The sequence below is a fragment of the Yoonia sp. JB2-21 genome (genome assembly GCF_055693545.1).
The window spans coordinates 2,845,383-2,861,256 of sequence record NZ_JBVFUC010000001.1; the positions used below are offsets into that span (position 1 = coordinate 2,845,383).

A 15,874-nucleotide genomic window follows, 5' to 3' on the forward strand; every position below is an offset into this window, starting at 1 on the left:
ACTGCACCGCGTTAACGCCAAGCGGATGTCGGTGCAGACGAGGATCAACTCTATGACAGCCCCAAGTTCAACTCACGCGGAACTGATCCGTGTTGCGCATGAACTCGCCAATGTGGCCCGACCGGTCACATTGGCGCATTTCCGGTCAACCGAACTGGCCGCTGAAAACAAAGACAGCCTTGGTTTTGACCCGGTGACGATTGCGGACCGTGACGCAGAAAAAGCGATGCGGGACGTTTTGGCCAAGGAACGACCTGATGACGGGATCCTGGGTGAAGAATTCGGCCACCAATCAGGAACAACGGACCTGACTTGGGTCTTGGACCCGATTGACGGCACCCGTGGCTTTATCAGTGGCACCCCGACCTGGGGTGTGCTGATCTCTGTCGCTGATGCCACCGGTCCGCTGTTTGGCGTGATTGACCAACCATATATCGGTGAACGCTTTGTTGGTGGCTTTGGCATCGCGGAAGTTGCAGGACCTCAAGGACGGACGCCATTGCGGTGCAGGCCTCCGCGGTCGTTGTCTGAGGCAACGATACTGACGACCTTTCCAGAAGTTGGGACCACACAAGAGGGCGCCGCTTTTCATGCGGTGGCTGACCGTGCGCGACTGACCCGCTATGGGATGGATTGCTATGGATATGCGCTTTTGGCTGCGGGCCAAGTTGATTTAGTGATCGAGGCCGGCTTGAACGCTTATGACATTCAGGCACCGATTGCGGTCATTCGGGCGGCGGGAGGTGTCGTTACGGATTGGTCAGGTGGCCCGGCTCATGAAGGTGGGCGCGCACTTGCGGCGGCCAATCATCAGATCCATGCTGAAGCATTGGCTATCCTGAAGGAGAGGCCTCTTGGCTGATCTTTTGATCAAGAATGCCGATACTGTCATCACGATGGATGATCAGCGCCGCGAATTGCAGCAGGCAGATGTCTTGATACGGGACGGCGTGATCACACAGGTCGGTCACAACCTGCATGCGGGTGATGCGCAAATCTTTGACGCCGCAGGCAAGATCATCACGCCGGGTTTGGTGAACACCCATCATCACTTGTACCAAACGCTGACACGCGCAGTGCCCGGCGCACAGGATGCCTTGCTGTTTGGATGGTTGCAGAGGCTTTATCCGATCTGGGCCCGTTTTGGCCCCGAAGAGATGTTTGTGTCAGCACAGGTCGGCCTTGCAGAACTTGCGTTGTCCGGGTGCAGCCTGACCTCTGACCACCTTTATCTTTATCCGGGCGGCGCGCGGTTGGACGATACGATTGCGGCAGCCCAAGACGTGGGTTTGCGGTTTCACGCCACACGCGGCGCGATGAGCATCGGGGAAAGCGACGGAGGTCTGCCACCCGACGCGCTTGTCGAAGATGAAGCGGCAATCCTGAACGACAGCATTCGCGTCATTGATGCGTTCCACGATCCCAACCCCGGCGCGATGGTCCGCGTGGGCGTTGCACCCTGTAGCCCATTTTCGGTGACCCGTGATCTGATGCGCGATGCCGCACGTCTTGCCCGGGACAAAGGTGTTATGATGCATACGCATTTGGCCGAAAATGATGAAGACATTGCCTATTCGCTCGAAAAATTTGGCTGTCGCCCCGGACAATACGCCGAGGATCTTGGCTGGACCGGTGACGACGTCTGGCATGCGCATTGCGTCAAGCTGGACGGTCAAGAAATTGATCTCTTCGCGCGCAGCCAGACAGGCGTCGCGCATTGCCCCTGTTCTAATTGCCGCCTTGGGTCAGGTATCGCACCGGTGCGTCAGATGCGCGATGCCGGTGTCGCCGTTGGTCTGGGCGTCGATGGGTCTGCCAGCAATGACATCGGCAATCTTGTTGGCGAGGCACGACAGGCCATGCTGTTGCAACGGGTGCAAAACGGAGCAGATGCGATGTCCGCCCGTGAAGCGCTTGAGATCGCGACACGTGGCGGGGCGCAAGTTCTGGGCCGTGATGACTGCGGCCAAGTCGCGCCCGGGATGCGCGCCGATGTTGCAGTCTGGGATACCCAGGTGGTTGAAAATGCCGGGTCTTGGGATCCTGCCGCGCTGTTGCTTGCAGGGCCGATGAAGGTGCATGCCCTCTTTGTCGAGGGCCGACAGGTTGTAGCAGAGGGCCAGATGACGACGATCGACATGGACAAGGTGATCAAAAAGCAAAACGCGCTCGCGCGGAAACTCGCCGACGCGTGAATTTGCGTCAAATTTTGGCCATGATCCGCGCCATTGTGGTGCCGAACCGACAGCCCAATCCCACTCACGGATATAAGATGAAGACAGCACTCACAGCACTCATGTTGGCCGCTTTGGTCGCCTGCACCTCAACAACCAGTCCCCAACCGACGCCCGCGCAGGTGTCTTCTGCGCCTGTAAGTGCGACAGGTTTTGGCGCGGACCTTAATGCCTTTCGTACGAGTCAGGGGCGTGGGGCGATGCGGCCTAATGCGGCGTTGGCACGTGCCGCGCAAGCTCATGCAGACGATATGGCACGTCGCGGATACTTTTCACATGACAGTCCGGGTGGTCCAAATGGCAATGATTTTGTCGCCCGCGCGCGGACGGGCGGCTGTGCGATGTCAAATGGCGCTGAGAATATTGCAAATGGGCAGCGCTCCGAGCAGCAGGTTTTGACAGCATGGCAAAACTCTTCGGGACACCGCCGCAATATGTTGGTGCGCGGCTATACGCAGTACGGTCTTGGCCGTTCGGGAAACATCTGGGTGCTGAAGCTTGCGCAAAGCTGCTAGGTCTGCCGCCTTTTGCCCGCCACCCAAACGTCCCGCACGGCACGGTCGTCGCCCATCATAATGGTCGGAAACAGAGCATCCCAAATGTCGCCCGCGCGCGCGGCCCGCTGGGCGATTGCAGGCGTCGCATTTAGATCAAGTACGGTGATATCAGCTGCCGCACCAGCACCGAGATGGCCAATTTGGCCACCCATCTTCAACGCGTTGGCAGAGCCTTCGGTCGCCAACCACATCAACTGAGCGGGATGGAGGGCACTGCCCCTGAGCTGACCAATCTCGTAAGCCGCAGCCATCGTGCGCAACATCGAGAACGACGAACCACCGCCCGTATCTGTTGCCAGTCCAACCGCAACGGACGCTCTTGCCAACCCCATCAGATCAAACAACCCCGATCCGATGAACGTGTTGGACGTCGGACAATGAACGACGGCTGCGCCCATCTCGGCCAGCCGATCTCTTTCGCGCGGCGTCAAATGGATGGCGTGTCCGTATAGGCCCTTTTCACCCAATAGACCAAACATTTCATAGGTATCCAGATAATCGCGCGCGTCGGGGAACAACTCTTGCACCCAGGCGATCTCTGGTTGTTGCTCGCTCAGATGTGTCTGCATCAGGCAATCGGGATGCTCTGACCAAAGCGCGCCAAGTGCCGAGAGCTGGTCCGGCGTTGATGTGGGCGAGAAGCGTGGCGTGATCGCATAACTTGCGCGACCCACCCCATGCCACTTTGTCAGCAACGCTTTGCTGTCGTCATAGGCGGATTGCGCAGTGTCGCGCAGATTGTCAGGTGCGTTGCGATCCATACATGTCTTGCCCGCGATTACGGCCATGTTGCGCGCCGCTGCGGCTTCAAAAAACGCATCCACACTTTCTGGATGGATTGTGCAAAAGCTCGTCAGCGTGGTTGTGCCGTGAGCCAGCGCAAAATCAAGCGTCTGCGCCGCAATCTCGTCCGCAAATGCGCGATTTCCAAAACGGGCCTCTTCAGGGAAAGTAAAGGTATTGAGCCAGTCAATCAGCTGTTTGCCCCAACTTGCGATAATCCCGGTCTGAGGATAATGCATATGCGCGTCGACAAAGCCCGCACTGATCAATGCGTTGCCATAGTCGATGATCAAGGCATCAGGATATGCGTCACGCAGCGTAGCGCCGTCGCCGGTCTCAACGATCTTGGCCCCATCAATCAGCACCCCACCGGCGCTGTCAAAGTTCGTGACATCTGGCCATTCTTCAATCAGCGGATTGCCTGAAAACCCAAGGGTTTGGCCCAATAGTAAGTGCTTTGTCATATATTGAGCATATGGGTCTGTGAGAATGGCGTAAATCGCCGAAATCGACGTTGTACCGGCGTCATGAACGATTATGTTGCCTCTACAGCAAGGAATACCTATGGCCGAGGTCGAAAACTCCGACGACGAAGCGTTTGGCATCACCGACCGACTGGTCAGCGATGTGTTGGACGCTGTCGGGCGTGGTGATGGGGCTTTCCTCAGCGCGGCGTTGGACCCAATGCACCCCGCCGATGTCGCCCACTTGTTAGAACAAGTTGACGCGCGTGATCGTCGTGCGTTGTTGACGACATGGCCGGGCGGACTTGAGGGCGATGTTCTCTCTGAGCTTGATGAAGAGCTGCGCGAAGAGGTTATCGAACAGCTGGCCCCGGCCGAACTGGCCGAAGCTGTGCGTGATCTGGAAAGCGACGATGTTGTCGACCTTGTCGAATACCTCGATGATGTCCAGCAAGAGGCGGTTCTGGATGCGCTGGATGCCAGCGATCGGGTCGTCGTCGAACAGGCGCTCACTTATCCAGAAGAGTCTGCGGGTCGCCACATGCAGTCGGAACTGGTGCGCGCACCAGAGCATTGGACCGTGGGCGAGGCGATTGATTATCTGCGTTCCGACGTCGTGCTGCCGGATCAGTTCTACCACGTGATTTTGGTGGACCCAAGGCTTAAGGCTATCGGTTATGTGACGCTGGGGCGCATGCTCAGCCATCCGCGTGACACGCCCCTCCGCGATATTACAGAAGATACGTTTCGCACCTTTCATGTCACACAGGACGTGGAAGAGGTGGCACAGGCCATCAACCACTACCACATGATCACCGCGCCGGTTGTTGATGATGATGACCGTCTCGTTGGCGTCATTACCATCGACGACGCGATGGCGTTTCTCGAAGAAGAGGCCGAAGAAGACATCCTGCGTCTCGCCGGTGTGGGCGAGGGCAGTCTTACTGACAGGGTCATTGCAACGACGCGGCGGCGGTTCCCTTGGCTGGCTGTCAACCTCGTTACAGCCATATTTGCGTCAATGGTGATCTCACTCTTTGAAGAAACAATTGCCGGTTTGGTAGCACTTGCCGTACTGATGCCGATTGTCGCTTCGATGGGCGGCAATGCGGGTACCCAGTCACTGACCGTGGCCGTGCGCGCACTTGCGACCCGTGACCTGACGACCGCAAACGTCTGGCGCGTGATCAAACGCGAAGTGCTGGTCGGCCTGATCAACGGCGTGATTTTCGCGGTTGTTATGGGCGTTGTCGGGGTGGTGTGGTTTGGATCTGCAATGTTGGGCGTCGTCATTGCCGTCGCGATGGTTATCAACCTTGTGGTTGCCGGACTGGCCGGAACCGTGATTCCCGTTGCGCTTGAGCGGATGGGCATCGACCCTGCGCTGGCCTCTGGTGCCTTTGTGACAACGGTGACCGACGTTGTTGGCTTCTTCGCCTTTCTGGGACTTGCCGCAATGTGGTTGCTTTAGATGGACAAGACTGCTGCGCGCACTGCGGCTTTTGCGCGACGCAAAGCTGCACATAACCCGCATTTCCCGGCGGCAGGATACCTCAGCGAAGTGCTTGCCGGTCATCGCGGCGTGCCGATAGCTGGCTACATGGCTATGCGTACAGAGATCGATCCAACGCCGGCCATGGAAGAGGCCGCCGCGCACGGACCTGTCGGTGTCCCTGTCATTCTGGGGGCAGGCAAGCCGCTGAAGTTTCGGGTGTGGGAGCCTGATTGCGCACTGATCAAAGGCGAATTTGGCGCGATGATCCCAGAAACAGGTGATTGGATGACGCCCCAGATCGTGGTCGTGCCCTTGGTCGCCTTCGACCGCAAAGGTGGGCGTTTGGGTTATGGTGGCGGCTTTTACGACCGTACCTTGGAACAACTACGCGCAGCGCAAGCGACACTCGCGATTGGTTTTGCATATGAAGCGCAGGAAGATGCGCACCTGCCGCTGGAGCCAACGGATCAGCCACTTGATATGATCGTGACAGAGCAGGGCATCATCACACCCTGATCGTCTTCTCATGTTCAAAAATGCCTCGGGGGAGCCGAAGGCGGGGGCAGAGCCCCCAAAAAGCTACCCTTCCGCAAAGGCCGCCATCACCTCATCCGAGGCTTCAAAGTTCGATGTCACGCGCTGCACGTCGTCGTCTTCTTCCAGCGTATCCAGCAGCTTCATTAGTTTGGTGAGGCCGTCGACATCCAACTCTGTCGTCATATTCGGCTTCCAGATCAGCTTGGTCGACTCTGACTCGCCCAACGCGGCCTCAAGCGTATTGGACACCTCGTTTAGATCAGTGTCGGCGCAATAGATGACGTGGTTCTCGTCATCGCTTTGAACATCCTCGGCGCCCGCTTCAATGGCCGCCATCATCACAGAGTCCGCGTCAGCAACATCGGCGGGGTAAACCACCTCACCCTTGCGGTCGAACATGAAACCAACAGAGCCGGTCTCGCCGAGGTTCCCGCCGTTTTTGGAAAAGGTCGAGCGCACGGTTGATGCCGTCCGGTTGCGATTGTCGGTCATTGCTTCGACAATCACGGCCACACCGTTGGGGCCGTAACCTTCATAGCGGATTTCGTCGTAATTCTCGGCGTCACCACCTTGGGACTTCTTGATCGCGCGGTCGATCACATCCTTGGGGACAGAGTTTGATTTGGCTTCCTTGACCGCCAGACGCAGGCGCGGGTTTTTATCTGGGTCCGGGTCGCCCATTTTCGCGGCAACGGTGATTTCCTTGGCCAGCTTGGAAAACAGCTTAGATCGCAGTTTATCCTGCCGCCCTTTGCGGTGCTGAATATTCGCCCATTTGGAGTGGCCAGCCATCGGAAACCTCGTCTTTGTCGCGTTGATCTGCGCCTCTATACGGCAACCCGCACACGCCCCGCAACCCCGCGGCTAGAGCGGCCAGATAAAGGGAATCACGAAGGAAACGAGGGGCGCCAGCGACAGGTTCAGTGGCACGCCGAATTTCAGGAAATCCGTGAACTTATACCCGCCGGGGCCATAAACCAGCGTGTTGGTCTGATACCCGATAGGCGTTGCAAAGCTTGCACTTGCGGCAATCATCACAGCCACAACCAATGGACGCGGGTCAACACCCAAGGCACTGGCCAATCCAATTGCAATCGGCGTCATGACAACGGCAACGGCGTTGTTGGACACAAGCTCTGTTAGGATGCTGGACAGCAAATAGACGGCAAGCACGACGAAGAACGGGGGCAGCACCAGCATGACGGGCGAAAGCGTGTCTGCGATGATCGCCACGGCACCCGAAGATTGCAGGGCCGAGCCGACACCCAACATTGCAAAAATCAACGCCAAAAGGCGTCCGTCAACGTAGGAAAATGCCTCGTCCGCGTCGATGCACCCGGTCATCAAAACGACCGTCACCCCAATCATTGCCAGCATCAAAATGGGGGCGACACCCAAGGCGGCTAGCGTCACGACGCTGAGCAACACAGCAATCGCGACCCAAGCGTGGCCCCGGCGATAGGCGCGCTGCGACGGCTCGGACACATCGCCGAGGTTCATGTCTTCGGCCAAACGCTGGATATCCTCTGGCGCACCTTCCAGTAGCAAGGTGTCGCCAACCTTGACCACGATATCGTCAATCTGTGCGCTGATATTCGCATCGCGCCGGTGCAGCGCCAGCGGATAAACAGCATAGCGCCGCCGTAGCCGCATTGCGCCTAGCTTACGGCTGACCATGCGACAATTGGGGGTGATCAGAACTTCGACCGTTGTGGTCTCGACCGCTGACACCTGATTAACGCGGTGGACATCCTTGCTGTCCTGTAGCGACAAAAGCTCGGCCATATCCGTGCGCAGAACGACCCTGTCGCCAGGCCGCAATGCCACAGACTTCAGGGACCGCCTCAGCGATTTATCACCGCGCAAAACGTCGATCAGCCGCACACCTTCGCGTTTAAACAAAGCCACATCGCGCGCGTTTTCTCCGACAATATTGCTGTCAGGTGGGACCACAACCTCAGTAAAGAACTTCTTTTTTGACCTGTCTGACAACATCGTCGCCATGCTTTGCCGGTCGGGCAACAGACGCGGCGCCATGAAATAGAGGTACGTGAATGTCCACAAAACGACGACGACGCCAATCGGGAAAATCTCTAGGATGCCGAAGGGCTCGAGCCCCGATGATCGCGCAACGCCGTCCACCAACAAGTTGGTTGATGTGCCCAGCAAGGTCATCGTGCCGCCAACAATCGCGGCATAGCTTAGCGGGATCAGTAGTTTTGAGGCCGAGGTGCCCAAGGTGCGCGCCAGTTGCACAAAGACCGGGATCATCACGACGACCAATGGGGTATTGTTCATGATCGCGCTGGCGAAGGCCACAAACAGCAAGCCGCCGCCAATCGCGCGCGCGGGGCTGACCTTGGCCTGCCGTTCAGCGATTTGGGTCATGGCGTTCAGCGCGCCGGTGCGCACCAAGGCGCCCACGATGATAAACATCGCCGCAATCGTCCAAGGGGCGGGGTTGGCCAGTGCCATAACCGCCGCCTCATAGGGCAGCACACCGGTCGCCAGCAGAATGGAGACGCCGATCATGGCGACGACCTCGGTCGGATAAACTTCGCGTAGGAACATGCCGAACATGCCCAAAACCACCGCCATCGTCAGAACGGCACTTTGGGTTTGGGAAAGGCTCAGCAGGTTATCCATGGGTTCGAGTGTCGCCCAGCGGGTCAGATTGGGCAAGCCGTGGTTGCACTAGGCTGAGGCCGAGGCCCATGCAGGCAAGAGCAGCCCAAATCCAGACACTGTAGGTTTCACCCAAGAGCAGCATCGCCCAGAACACGCCCGATCCGGTGACGATATAGCTGACCTGCCCGGCAAAGACCGATCCGGCCCGTGCGATCAGCCAGACATAGCCGGAATAGACCAGCACATGGATGATTGAGCTCAGCAGCATCGTAAGGTCCGCCAGAATGAAAGGGGAGTGCGGTACAAAGAACTGCCCTGTGCCCAGCGCCAAAGGAAGTGCAATCACGGTGCCAATGGCCGATGCGCCGAACAGGACCTGAAACGGATCAAGCCCCGCCGTGCCCCATTTGGCGACGATATTGCCCTCGCAAGCATAGCAAAATGGGGCCACCAGCGCCAAAGGCAGAAAGGCAATCATAGCGCGTTCTGGCAGGCTGGCGTCGGGTAGGGCGATCAATCCGACACCGATCAGGCCAAGGCAAAGCCCGGCTATACGGCGCAAAGAGAAACGATCATTGCCCAAGGCCAGCGCAATTGGAAAGGCCATCATCGGGATCGTGGCGATCACGATAGACATGATGCCGGAGGGTAGATGGAACGCCGCGCGGAAACTGGTGTAGCCGGGGATCAGCGTCCCGATGGTTGCGATCATCAGCCAAACGGCCAGCGTTTTGGCCGTAATGGGCATCCGCCCCATTTGCCGCCACCGCAACACGCCCAACAACACCGCCCCGATCAGCATCTGCCAAAAGACGATGCCAAATGGTTGATACCCCGCGGTGACCGTGATCTTGATCAGCGGTTGCGTCAGCCCCCAACCGGCACCCAGCAACAATAAAAACCCCGTCAGTCGCAGCCGTTCGGCGTTCATAAAGGGCCTGTTTGCGCCAGACGGCCAGCTTGGCGCACCATCGCGACCTTCGTGGCTTTGCCAGTCATGTTGTCTGTCTCAACGTAGAGACCGGACAGGGTGGCCTCCTCAGCCGCAGGCGTAAACCGCGCTTTTGGCATACCCGTGATAAACCGGCGCATAGGCTCTGCCTTTTCCATGCCGATGACAGAATTATAGTCCCCGCACATGCCCGCATCGGTCATATAAGCCGTGCCGCCGGGCAGGATCATCGCGTCACCGGTGGGCACATGGGTGTGGGTGCCAACCACAATGCTGGCGCGGCCATCACAAAAATGGCCCGTGGCCATCTTTTCGGACGTCGCTTCGCAATGAATATCAATCAGGCTGGCTGCAACCTGACCACCCATCGGATATTGGCGCAGCACTGCATCAAGGGCCGAGAATGGATCATCAAAGGGACGCTTCATAAAGACCTGACCCAAAACCTGTGCCACCAAAACTTTGCGTCCACCAGGGGCATTGAACACCCGTGCACCGACGCCGGGGGCAGCCTTGGAATAGTTGATGGGGCGGATGATCCGCTGCTCTTTTTCAATGAACGTCAGCATGTCCTTTTGATCAAACGCATGATCGCCAAGGGTCACAACATCGGCCCCTGCATCCAGCAGGATATTCGCGTGATCACCCGATAGCCCCATGCCAGAGGTCGCGTTTTCGCCGTTGACGACCACGAAATCCAGCTTCCACTCGGCCCGCAGTCGGGGCAGGTGGGTGGTGATCGCAGCGCGACCCGCGCGGCCCATGACATCGCCAAGAAAGAGTATTTTCATGCCCGCGTTGTTACGGGCATCGTCGTCATTCATCCAGCGGATTCTGCGTGCTTGCCATTGGGCGGTCTTGGTGCGACGGATGGGGCATGGAAACACCCGCGCAATCCCGGCCAGTCGTTGGCATCTTTTGGATGTTCTTTACGGGTCTGATGTTTGTGGCCGTGACGGCCGTGGTCAAACACGTGGGCGATGATGTGCCAGCGGCGCAGGCCGCGTTTCTGCGCTATGTACTGGGGCTGGTGTTCCTGATCCCGATGATCAAACCGATCTTAGCGGCCCATCTGACAGGACGGCAAAAGAAGCTGTTTTGGGCACGCGGGTTGGTTCATACAGCAGCGGTGATCCTGTGGTTCTTTGCGATGGCCCGTATACCTATCGCCGAGGTCACGGCGATGAACTATCTCTCGCCAGTCTATGTGTCACTGGGTGCTGCGCTCTTTTTGGGTGAACGCCTGCCACCACGGCGTTTAGCGGCGGTGATCATGGCCTTGATTGGGGCGATGATCATCCTGCGCCCCGGCGTTAAAGAGGTCGAGTTGGGTCATATCGCGATGCTAGGGACGGCGATTTGCTTTGCCGCAGGTTATCTGATCGCAAAACAACTGTCCGGCGAAGTATCTGCCCCCGTGGTTGTTGGCATGCTGTCCATTACCGTGACCATCGGGCTTGCACCCTTTGCGTTGGTGGTCTGGGTGACGCCAACATTGGAACAACTTGGGTGGCTGTTTCTTGTGGCCTGCTTTGCGACTGCCGGACACTATTCCATGACGCTGGCCTTTGCGGCTGCGCCGTTGACCGTCACGCAACCGGTGACGTTCCTGCAACTGGTCTGGGCCGTGCTGCTGGGCGCGGTAGTTTTTGGCGAAGCGGTCGACGGTTGGGTGATTTTTGGCGGTGCTGTGATCATGGCATCCGTTAGCTTTATTACCTGGCGCGAAGCCGTCGCGCGGCGCAACGTCACGCCTGCCGTGCCTGCGACTAAGGTTTAGGCTAAAACTTCTATGCCTCCGGCGGAGGTATTTTCAAACATGAGAAGGGGCGAGCCGCGCAAGGATTGAGCCTTGCGTAACGATCCCTACCGGCTCGCCGCCCTCAAGCACCTGCAAGGGCGCGCCACTGATTTGGTTCATGATATCCTGCACCGGTGTTTCGATATCGACGGTGGGGCCCTCAACCGTACCTGCGGTCATCACATCGCGCGCGGTCAATACACCCAGCGGGTTCATATGAGCCACGAAGTCAGCAACATATTCGTTCGCAGGGTGTGTGAAAATTTCGCGTGGTGTGCCACATTGTACGATCCGACCGCCTTCCATGATGGCGATGCGATTGCCTAGTTTGAACGCCTCATCCAGATCGTGACTGACAAAGATGATCGTCCGCCCGCGTTCCTTTTGCAGTTCCAGCAATTCATCCTGCAAGCGGGTGCGGATCAGCGGATCGAGGGCCGAGAAAGGTTCATCCATCAGCAGGATTGGTGCATCGGTGGCAAATGCGCGGGCCAGACCCACGCGCTGTTGCATGCCACCTGACAACTCTCCCACCAGCGCATCAGCGCGATCATCAAGGCCGACCATTTCCAGTTCTTGATCCACGCGTTTCAGCCGGGCGGCATGATCCATACCAGCGAGTTCCAGGCCAAGTCCCACATTGTCACGTACTGTGCGCCAGGGCAGCAGGCCGAACTGTTGAAAAACCATCGACACGCATTCGCGCCGCACCCGTCGCAGATCTGCGGCAGAACTCTTGCCGACGTTACAGGTCCAATCCCCATCATTGATCCGCACGTCACCCCGGATCACGGGGTTCAGCCCGTTAACGGCGCGTAGAAGGGTGGATTTTCCAGAACCGGACAAGCCCATTAGCACCAGAATTTCGCCAACTTCGACATTCAGTGAACAGTTATGCACACCCAAAATCTGACCGGTTTTCTGACGAATTTCCGGACGTTCAAGGCCTTCGTCCATAAGGGGCAGGGCAGTCTCGGGCTTGCTGCCAAATACGATTGAGACGTTATCAAACTCGACGGCATTCATCTTGCATCCTCCGCCCGAACAAATCGCAAGATACCGGCATCGCGTTCTGTTCCGACATCGTTGGGGTGGTTCTGCCCGTCATGGACCAGCACTTCTGGCAAGAATGGTGTTTGCCCTTCGAGGCACGCAAGATTGACGCCGATTTCATCAGGGTCCGATCGGCGACGGTGGTGCGTGTATATCCCGCAGGTCTTGCAAAAGTAATGCTCAGCGGTTCGGGTGTTGAACTGGTACAGTGTCAGGCTGTCACGCCCAGCTGTGTATGTGATATCGTACTTTGCAGCAGAAACAGCTACCGCCCCACGACGGGCGCAGAGCGAGCAATCGCAACGTCGCGCTGACGCAAAACCATCCGACAAGATCACGGTGAATTGCACCGCACCGCAATGGCAGCTTCCGTTTATCGCGCTCATTTCTGTTTCACCCGCAACATTCGGTCAAGCATGATCGCCACCACAACGATGACAAAGCCGCTTTCAAATCCCAGTGAGGTGTTTACCGTGTTCAGCGCGCGGATAACCGGTACGCCAAGGCCGCTTGCGCCCACGAGCGCTGCAATCACAACCATCGACAGCGACAACATGATTGTCTGGTTCAGTCCGGCCATGATTTGGGGTAATGCGCTGGGCAACTCCACCTTGAACAACACCTGTCTTTTTGTTGCACCAAAGGCCTGGGCCGCTTCCAGCAGTGGGGTCGGGGTCGAGGAAACGCCCAGATAGGTCAGGCGGATCGGCGCCGGCAGAACAAAGATCACTGTCGCGATTAATCCAGGCACCATCCCGATGCCAAAAAATACAATCGCCGGGATCAGATAAACAAAGGTTGGCAGGGTCTGCATCAAGTCGAGCACGGGCACCATCGCCTTGTAAAGACGGGGGCGGTGGGCGGCAGCAATTCCGATCGGAACACCGATCCCCATGCACACCACACAGGCAGACAGCACAAGCGTCAGTGATTGCATTGTCTCTTCCCAATAGTCCTGATTGAGAATGAACAGAAACCCCAGCACGATAAAGAGCGGCGTTTTCCACGTCCTTTGTACAAACCATGTCAAGGCCGCAAAGGCCGCGATGATAATGAAGGGGTGCGGTGTTTCCAGCACCCATAAGATCGCATCAATCAGCGCCTCCATCGCGTCCGACAGCCAGTCAAAGAAGAAGGCAAGGTTGTCGTTCATCCAGTCAAAGACAGATTTTGCCCATTTCCCTATCGGGATCTTATTGTCGGTGAGCCAGTCCATGTCATTCCCTTCAAGGCGACTTTTCGCGCCCTTATTGGCGTCACGTTATGAAAACTGCTCAATCTATGCTATAGTTAAGACGGCCATATTAGGCTTTTCGACCAAAACATATTTTTAATAAACATTTAGGAGCACTGTTATGGTGACCGCAAACTTTGACGAACGCTATCGTTCGAACGCACGCTATGTCGATATTGCAACAGCCGGTGATGAAGACCTTGGTCCGCTCAAACACCTGCCGGGCACGTGGAAAAATACGGAAAATTTCGCGGGTCGCGGTTGGAACATGATCGCGCTGCCGTTCATCAGTGATGAAGGGCCGCTCGATTACCGTTTGCTGATGAATCAGTACAACGAAGAACTGAAATTTACCCTAGTGGACAAAGGCGTTCCAAACCGTGGTGTGAACCGTGGTCCGCAACGAGGTGATCTGCCGGACATTAATACCGATCAGCTGGTCGTGACGCTGGATTATGAGCAGATGATCAAACAAATCGCTGCTGCGGACAATCCAACCAGCAATCTGGAAGGTGCCGCAAATCTGGCGATCCACCATGAACCCGGTTTGTTTTTGCATATGACCAATTTCACCACCGACGGGCTTGACGTTGCCCGATTGGCCACGGTGCCGCATGGCGATGCTGCACTTGCGCTGGGCAAATCAGAGATCATCGACGGACCGCCTGTCATCCCCAATATCAGCGGTCTGCCCCTGAACGCGCCGCCGGACATCAACCACCCCTATCTGGCCCCGTACAAGCACTTCTTTGACACGCCGTTCAAAGGGGTGGAGGGCGATGGCTTCCCCGGTTTTAACCCGGTCAACCCCAACGCACTGCTGCAGTTTTTGCCGCAGAACGTGAAGCGCACGACGGTGCTGCATCTGGACACGACGCTGGACGAGGCCGGGATACGGAACATCCCGTTTATCGTACGTCAGGCAAATGCTGCCGAGATGCAGTCCACCTTCTGGATCATGGAGATGGATACGGGCACTGATGAAGAACCCGATTTGCTCATGGCCTACAGCCAGTTCATCTTGCTCGACTTCTTTGAAAATCCGGCCGGAGACATCATCCGCTGGCCGCATGTTTCGATCAATGTGATGGAAAAAACTGGCAAGGCTGACGGGCAGAAAGCGCAGATGCCCACGCCAATGAGCTAGTGGTGTTGGCGCGCGTCTTCTGACGCGCGCCAATTTGACTTACATACCGAGTGAGGCTTTGACGGCTGCAACCGCATCACCGCCATCTTTGGTGGTCACCCCGTCTAACCAACCCATGAAAGCATCCGGGTTCGCAGACAGCCACGCGGTGGCCGCATCGGCTGGCTCTTCGCCATCATTCAGGATTGCGCCCATGATTTCATTCTCCATAGCAAGAGAGAATTCCAGATTAGCCAGCAAAGAACCGACGTTGGAACAGGTGTCCGCATAGCCGGCTGTGGTGTTGGTGAAGACGGTCGCACCACCCAGGTTGGGACCGAACCAATCATCCCCACCTTCCAGATAGGACATGTCAAAGTTGGCATTCATCGGGTGGGGTTCCCAACCAAGGAACACAATCGGCTCATCCCGGCCAGAGGCGCGGTCAACCTGCGCCAGCATCCCTTGTTCAGAGCTTTCAACGACCTCGAAACCGTCCAGACCAAAGGCGCCATCCGCAATCATATCCATGATCAGGCGGTTGCCGTCATTGCCGGGCTCAATGCCGTAAATCTTGCCGTCCAGCGCGTCCGCATTGGCGGCGATATCGGCAAAAGTCGCGATGCCCATGTCAGCGGCGGCTTTGTTGACAGCCAGCGTGTATTTGGCCCCTTCAAGGTTTGCGCGCACAGTATCCACAGTGCCCGCTTCACGGTAGGGGGCAATATCGCCTTCCATCGTCGGCATCCAGTTGCCAAGGAAAACATCAACGTCGCCTTCGGCCAAGGAAATATAGGTCACCGGTACGGAAAGCACTTTGATGTCGGTTTCATAGCCCAACGCTTCGAGAACGACCGTCGTGGCGGCGGTTGTTGCGGTGATGTCGGTCCAGCCCACGTCAGAGAATGTCACAGTGTCGCAATCGGCCAACGCCGGTGCCGCGGCGCAAATGGCCAGAACGGAAAGTGTGGATTTGAGGTTCATCAGTTTCTCCCAGGTTTTTCTTGATT

16 protein-coding genes are annotated in these 15,874 nt (G+C 57.3%); 7 read left to right on the plus strand and 9 right to left on the minus strand.

The window, feature by feature from the left end; all coding sequences use genetic code 11:
• Nucleotides 1–52 precede the first annotated feature (52 nt).
• Genes hisN through ACZ1G5_RS14405 form a run of 3 tightly spaced genes read left to right on the plus strand, consistent with a single transcriptional unit; the run spans nucleotide 53 to nucleotide 2,749 of the window.
• Nucleotides 53–862: a histidinol-phosphatase gene (gene hisN, locus ACZ1G5_RS14395; RefSeq protein WP_472733494.1), complete on the plus strand. Its 810-nt coding sequence runs from the start codon at nucleotides 53–55 to the stop codon at nucleotides 860–862.
• Nucleotides 855–2,195 (plus strand): 8-oxoguanine deaminase, encoded by a 1,341-nt coding sequence (locus ACZ1G5_RS14400; RefSeq protein WP_472733495.1) that lies wholly within the window; start codon nucleotides 855–857, stop codon nucleotides 2,193–2,195. The genes hisN and ACZ1G5_RS14400 overlap by 8 nt, the downstream gene beginning before the upstream one ends.
• Nucleotides 2,196–2,215: 20 nt before the next feature.
• Nucleotides 2,216–2,749 (plus strand): CAP domain-containing protein, encoded by a 534-nt coding sequence (locus tag ACZ1G5_RS14405; protein WP_472733496.1) that lies wholly within the window; start codon nucleotides 2,216–2,218, stop codon nucleotides 2,747–2,749.
• On the opposite strand, the gene guaD is transcribed toward ACZ1G5_RS14405, so the two are convergent.
• Nucleotides 2,746–4,038 (minus strand): guanine deaminase, encoded by a 1,293-nt coding sequence (gene guaD, locus ACZ1G5_RS14410; protein WP_472733497.1) that lies wholly within the window; start codon nucleotides 4,036–4,038, stop codon nucleotides 2,746–2,748. The genes ACZ1G5_RS14405 and guaD overlap by 4 nt on opposite strands.
• 100 nt (nucleotides 4,039–4,138) lie before the next feature.
• Between guaD and mgtE the strand changes: the two genes are divergently transcribed.
• Together mgtE and ACZ1G5_RS14420 are read left to right on the plus strand one after the other, a co-directional pair.
• On the plus strand, nucleotides 4,139–5,509 hold the full coding sequence (mgtE, locus tag ACZ1G5_RS14415; protein ID WP_472733498.1) for a magnesium transporter: 1,371 nt from the start codon (nucleotides 4,139–4,141) through the stop codon (nucleotides 5,507–5,509).
• A complete protein-coding gene (locus ACZ1G5_RS14420; protein ID WP_472733499.1) occupies nucleotides 5,510–6,049 on the plus strand; it encodes a 5-formyltetrahydrofolate cyclo-ligase in 540 nt (179 codons plus the stop codon).
• Between the two features lie 63 nt (nucleotides 6,050–6,112).
• Here ACZ1G5_RS14420 and ACZ1G5_RS14425 read toward each other — a convergent pair whose 3' ends face one another.
• The 4 genes from ACZ1G5_RS14425 to ACZ1G5_RS14440 all read right to left on the minus strand — a co-directional run bounded on the left by ACZ1G5_RS14425 (nucleotide 6,113) and on the right by ACZ1G5_RS14440 (nucleotide 10,441).
• Nucleotides 6,113–6,862, minus strand: coding sequence for a YebC/PmpR family DNA-binding transcriptional regulator (locus tag ACZ1G5_RS14425; RefSeq protein WP_472733500.1), 750 nt, complete (start codon nucleotides 6,860–6,862; stop codon nucleotides 6,113–6,115).
• A 72-nt stretch (nucleotides 6,863–6,934) separates the two neighbouring features.
• Entirely contained in the window at nucleotides 6,935–8,716 is a 1,782-nt protein-coding gene (locus ACZ1G5_RS14430) for an SLC13 family permease (RefSeq protein ID WP_472733501.1), read from the minus strand.
• On the minus strand, nucleotides 8,709–9,629 hold the full coding sequence (locus ACZ1G5_RS14435; protein WP_472733502.1) for a DMT family transporter: 921 nt from the start codon (nucleotides 9,627–9,629) through the stop codon (nucleotides 8,709–8,711). The genes ACZ1G5_RS14430 and ACZ1G5_RS14435 overlap by 8 nt, the downstream gene beginning before the upstream one ends.
• Entirely contained in the window at nucleotides 9,626–10,441 is an 816-nt protein-coding gene (locus ACZ1G5_RS14440) for a TIGR00282 family metallophosphoesterase (RefSeq protein ID WP_472734346.1), read from the minus strand. Before ACZ1G5_RS14440 ends, ACZ1G5_RS14435 begins: the two co-directional genes overlap by 4 nt.
• 86 nt (nucleotides 10,442–10,527) lie before the next feature.
• Here ACZ1G5_RS14440 and ACZ1G5_RS14445 point away from each other — a divergent pair, with 86 nt between their 5' ends.
• Nucleotides 10,528–11,430 (plus strand): DMT family transporter, encoded by a 903-nt coding sequence (locus tag ACZ1G5_RS14445; RefSeq protein WP_472733503.1) that lies wholly within the window; start codon nucleotides 10,528–10,530, stop codon nucleotides 11,428–11,430.
• A 33-nt stretch (nucleotides 11,431–11,463) separates the two neighbouring features.
• Here the strand turns inward: ACZ1G5_RS14445 and choV are convergent, their stop codons facing one another.
• From choV to choW, 3 genes are read right to left on the minus strand one after another with little or no spacing between them, the layout of a single operon-like run.
• On the minus strand, nucleotides 11,464–12,477 hold the full coding sequence (choV, locus tag ACZ1G5_RS14450; protein ID WP_472733504.1) for a choline ABC transporter ATP-binding protein: 1,014 nt from the start codon (nucleotides 12,475–12,477) through the stop codon (nucleotides 11,464–11,466).
• Nucleotides 12,474–12,890 carry a GFA family protein gene (locus tag ACZ1G5_RS14455; RefSeq protein WP_472733505.1) on the minus strand — a complete coding sequence of 139 codons (417 nt, stop codon included), beginning with the start codon at nucleotides 12,888–12,890 and terminating at the stop codon, nucleotides 12,474–12,476. Before ACZ1G5_RS14455 ends, choV begins: the two co-directional genes overlap by 4 nt.
• Nucleotides 12,887–13,720 (minus strand): choline ABC transporter permease subunit, encoded by an 834-nt coding sequence (choW, locus tag ACZ1G5_RS14460; RefSeq protein WP_472733506.1) that lies wholly within the window; start codon nucleotides 13,718–13,720, stop codon nucleotides 12,887–12,889. The genes ACZ1G5_RS14455 and choW overlap by 4 nt, the downstream gene beginning before the upstream one ends.
• A gap of 139 nt (nucleotides 13,721–13,859) precedes the next feature.
• Between choW and ACZ1G5_RS14465 the strand changes: the two genes are divergently transcribed.
• Complete coding sequence (locus tag ACZ1G5_RS14465) at nucleotides 13,860–14,885, plus strand: heme-binding protein (protein WP_472733507.1); 1,026 nt, start codon at nucleotides 13,860–13,862, stop codon at nucleotides 14,883–14,885.
• A gap of 39 nt (nucleotides 14,886–14,924) precedes the next feature.
• On the opposite strand, the gene choX is transcribed toward ACZ1G5_RS14465, so the two are convergent.
• Entirely contained in the window at nucleotides 14,925–15,848 is a 924-nt protein-coding gene (gene choX / locus ACZ1G5_RS14470) for a choline ABC transporter substrate-binding protein (protein WP_472733508.1), read from the minus strand.
• Between the last annotated feature and the right edge of the window lie 26 nt (nucleotides 15,849–15,874).